Raw genomic sequence first — 729 nt, 5'->3', positions numbered from 1 at the left:
ACTGAGACCACCGACCAGCAGGTGGCTCCGGAACGCTTTCGGAAGGTATACTGCGAACAACCGGCTGGGCGGCGATAAGTAGCTGTAGCCAAACGAATGAGCCGATCCAAACGGCTGCGACGCCAGGTGACCTGAAAATCCCTCTGGTGACTAAACGGATGGGTGTGAGTGTCTCTTGTGGGGACTGGTGTGGGAGCGCGGTGCCGAGGGCAATGACAAAAATGAGTACTAACAGGCCTAAGGATACAGCATCGACAAATCGGGCGAGGGGTCGGCCGACGAAACCTGTGACGGAAGCAACGGCCGCACCGAGTTTGGTTGGGCCGCCCCCAGTATGCTCACAGACAGATGAGCCTGTTTCGCCCCGGTGAATCTGTTTATGACATGTTTCGCAAAGAGTCAGAAGGTTCTCTAATTCGTGTGACCCGCCGATACGGCGCGGAAGTATGTGGTGACATTCGAGGCTGGCATCTCCGTACTGGCCGCCCTCTGCGCCACAGTGCTGACATTGAAACTCATCACGGACAAAGGCCGCACGCCTACGTGCGGACCAATCACCGGGAAGTTCAGTCACGGATAGAGCCCGAGTGAGCCGTGCTACAGATTCGGTCCATCCCTGTCCCCCTCAGATCCTCCTCCTCCAAACCCAAGGACTTCAGCGAGCTTAGAGACGACAGAGCCACTATCTGTCTCGTCCTGCTCATCAGCGCTTTCTCGGCCCACTGTTCT

1 protein-coding gene is annotated in these 729 nt (G+C 57.2%); it reads right to left on the bottom strand.

Annotated elements, in window-relative coordinates:
* A partial coding sequence (locus EXE42_RS16160; protein ID WP_137706977.1) for an HNH endonuclease occupies positions 1 to 574 on the bottom strand: 574 nt, incomplete at its 3' end.
* Between the last annotated feature and the right edge of the window lie 155 nt (positions 575 to 729).

The sequence above is a fragment of the Halorubrum sp. SP3 genome (genome assembly GCF_005435195.1).
GTDB lineage: Archaea > Halobacteriota > Halobacteria > Halobacteriales > Haloferacaceae > Halorubrum > Halorubrum sodomense.
Note: the sequence above shows the minus strand (reverse complement) of the source record. Positions and strands in the feature narration are given on the sequence as shown.